Source organism: Paracoccus sp. (in: a-proteobacteria) (assembly GCF_032007265.1).
Classification (GTDB): domain Bacteria; phylum Pseudomonadota; class Alphaproteobacteria; order Rhodobacterales; family Rhodobacteraceae; genus Paracoccus.
Map to the genome: position 1 here is coordinate 1 of NZ_DALZMB010000093.1, position 3061 is coordinate 3061.

The 3061-nt window shown below is 55.0% G+C and carries 5 protein-coding genes; 2 read left to right on the plus strand and 3 right to left on the minus strand.

Translation table 11 applies throughout. The features are described from left to right. Positions 1 to 89: 89 nt before the first annotated feature. The gene (locus tag RTS12_RS16315) at positions 90 to 521 is read left to right on the plus strand and encodes a glycine zipper domain-containing protein (RefSeq protein WP_312530396.1); all 432 of its coding nucleotides are present in this window, start codon (positions 90 to 92) and stop codon (positions 519 to 521) included. Between the two features lie 6 nt (positions 522 to 527). Then, a complete protein-coding gene (locus tag RTS12_RS16320; protein WP_312530397.1) occupies positions 528 to 1304 on the plus strand; it encodes a phage holin family protein in 777 nt (258 codons plus the stop codon). 69 nt (positions 1305 to 1373) lie between these two features. On the opposite strand, the gene grxD is transcribed toward RTS12_RS16320, so the two are convergent. The 3 genes from grxD to RTS12_RS16335 form a co-directional block, all read right to left on the minus strand. Further along, the gene (grxD, locus tag RTS12_RS16325; RefSeq protein ID WP_312530398.1) at positions 1374 to 1736 is read right to left on the minus strand and encodes a Grx4 family monothiol glutaredoxin; all 363 of its coding nucleotides are present in this window, start codon (positions 1734 to 1736) and stop codon (positions 1374 to 1376) included. A 28-nt stretch (positions 1737 to 1764) separates the two neighbouring features. Further along, on the minus strand, positions 1765 to 2007 hold the full coding sequence (locus tag RTS12_RS16330) for a BolA/IbaG family iron-sulfur metabolism protein (protein ID WP_312530399.1): 243 nt from the start codon (positions 2005 to 2007) through the stop codon (positions 1765 to 1767). 739 nt (positions 2008 to 2746) lie between these two features. Next, positions 2747 to 3061, minus strand: a 315-nt coding sequence (locus RTS12_RS16335) for an EamA family transporter (RefSeq protein WP_312530400.1), incomplete at its 5' end; no start/stop codon positions are given.

Genomic DNA, 3061 nt, shown 5'->3' on the forward strand with positions numbered 1-3061 from the left:
CATTTCTCGGCCCGGTGGACGGAACAAAGGGGCGGCCCTTATCGTTATTTCCCTGTCATCAGTTGAAATAATGAGAAGGTGCATCCGTCATGAACAAAGCTGAAGAAGCGGCAAACGATCTTAAAAATCAGGCCAAGAATGCGGCTCAGGATGTGGCAGACAAAGCCAGCCGGGTTGCCGATGATGCGGCCGATGCCCTGGACGAAGCCCGCAGCAGGGGCAAAGAGTTCCTTGACAGCGCCAAAGATAAAGGCGCCGATCTGGCCGATGCAGCGCGTCAACGTGGCGCGGAATATCTGGATGCTGCGCGTGAAAAGGGTGCAGCCTATGCTGATCGCGCCCGCAGTGAGGCCAACCGCATTTACCGCGAGGGCGGACGCCGCGCGGGTGAGGTTGCCCATTACGCCGAGGATTACTACGACGATGTATCGGATATGGTGCGCCGCAAACCTGCGCAGGCACTGGGCATCGCCGCAGGCGTTGGCTTTCTGATTGGCCTGATCCTCGCATCGCGGCGTTAAGCCATCATGCTGGATTATGCGCACAAGATGCGCCTTGCGGTCTCGGATGCGACGCGGCGCGTTTCTCTGAAGGCAGGGGCGGGTGTCATTGTCCTGATCGGGGCAGGGTTCTTGCTTGCTGCGCTTTGGACCTGGCTTGCGGATCACCTGCAATGGGGCTCGATGAAGGCCTCGCTGGTGATCGGCGCGGTCTTTCTCATCTTGGGCCTGTTGGTGCTGGTTGGCACGGGCAGGGCGCGGCATCGTCCCCCGACCACCGATGAGCTGCGCGCCGAACTGGAAGAGCGTCTAAGCCTTGCCACTGATGCGGTTTTGGACCGGGTTACCGGGCGCGCCGAACGTGCGCTTGATCGAGCCAAAGAAACCGCCAGTGATGCCTTGGAAGCGGCCCAGTTGCGGGTCAGCAATCTGACCGACAAGGCAGGCCAGCGCGTGCAATCGCTTGTTGATACCGTGAGCTATACGGCTGATCGAGTCGCTGGCACCGCAGAGGCCAAGGCCCACGGCTTTGTCCGCTCGGCCGAGGATCTGGCCGAGCAAGCAGGCCTGACGCCAGAACGCCGTGAACGGATCGGCGAGCAGATCGAGCGTGCAAAGTCGTCAAACCTTGCCGCACTTGCCCCGGTTGTCGGTGCTTTTGCAGTCGGGATCACCTTGGCGTCGCGGTTACAATCTTGGCGTCATCAGGACGACGATCTTGGATCATACTATGATGAGGATCCCGAGGATTGGGATGATGATCAAGATTGGGGCGACGATGAGCTGAATGGCTTTGAAAACTAAATAAAAGCCCGCCAGGAGGCGGGCTTTTATCATAATATCAAATGGTTGCAATAGGAAATTAAAGCCCTATCAAGCGTTCGCTTCACGGATCTTGGCCGCGGCATCCTTGTCATAGGCAACACCGGCCTGATCAAAAAGCTGATCCAGCTCACCCGAAAGGGTCATTTCGGTGATGATGTCGCAGCCGCCCACGAATTCACCTTTGACATAGAGCTGGGGGATCGTCGGCCAATCCGAGAACTCTTTGATACCTTGACGGATATGCTCATCAGAAAGCACGTTCACGTCCTGGTAATCGACGCCCATATAATTGAGCACACCGACCACGCGGCTGGAAAAGCCGCATTGCGGCATTGCCTTGGTGCCTTTCATGAACAGTACGACATCGCTGGCGTCGATTGTGTTCTGAATGGTTTGGCGAACATCGGTCATGGTGAAGTCCTTATGGAGTGATGGTCCGTTACTCGGGCGCTTTTGTCGTCAGTGCAAGAGCATGGAGCGCACCGTTCGGCCCATCCATTTTGCCCTGAAGCGCGGCATAAACCGCGCGTTGTTGCTGAACCCGATTGAGCCCCCGAAAACTGGCGTCAATGACCTCGGCGGCAAAGTGATTGCCGTCACCGGCAAGGTCCGTGATCGTAATCTCGGCTTGGGGAAACGTCGCCCGGATCAGGGCTTCGATGTCATGGGCTTCCATGGCCATGGCTGTACCTCTTGCTGTTCAAGCAGATGTAGGCGATGGCGCATCAACTCGCAAGATCACAGCCACATGGCGGTTGATCGATACGATAAAAGATGGAAGTGACGTGCGATATTGATATATTATTACATAATACGGATTATTGAGATGTTATCTACAGGTCAGTTCCCCGCTGATATACGGTCCCTCATTTGCGTTAAAATCATTTGAAATCAATTATTTCTGTGCAAATTTCTTGGTGCGATGACCATTCTGCAGCGAAATATTGTCGTTGTTCGTAAAGACTAACGTTAAAATCGTGAGTTCTCTACGGGAATGAGGTCAGGAAAACCGCGAATTTCCGCGCGAAAATATGTCAGAAATCATAGCATTAGCCAAAAAGTTATTCTGCTATACGCCTTGAGATGTGCTAAGACCGTTGATCTTTCAAACGTGGCGTTACTTTCCACATCAAGCCAGCCGTCTTGGAGGGGCGTTTTGCCCAAGCTGTCTAAGTTGAGGCAGCGCGATATAGCATCGCCCTGCCCTTATTGATCGTTTAACCTACCGCCTATGGTCAGCGCAGGATGAAAATGGCATATCTATTTGAGATATTGCTACAATACCTGAGCGCGAAATGCCCTGCAGAAGTTGGATCGAGGCCCGGATCAAGTCCCAATCGGAGCAATCTTGGCGCTGGGGATGCCGCACAATGCCTTTGGCAGCGGCAGTCCGAATGCACGATCTTTGGTCTCGCCACTGATTACTTGAGCGTGACCAAAATCGCGCCCCCTGCGATCAGGGCAATTCCCAGCCAGTTGATCGGGGCCAGGCGCTCTCCCAGAAACAGGGCGGCCAAAATGGCGACGAAAACCACGCTCAACTTATCAATCGGTGCAACGCGGGCCGCATCTCCTAGTTTCAGCGCGCGGAAATAGCACAGCCACGAGGCGCCAGTTCCCAATCCCGATAGCACCAGAAACAGATAGGTTTTCCCTGAAACCGAGGCCAGCGGCTGCCATTGGCCCGTAGCAATCACGATCAGGACCAAGGCCAGCAAAACCACAACCGTGCGGAT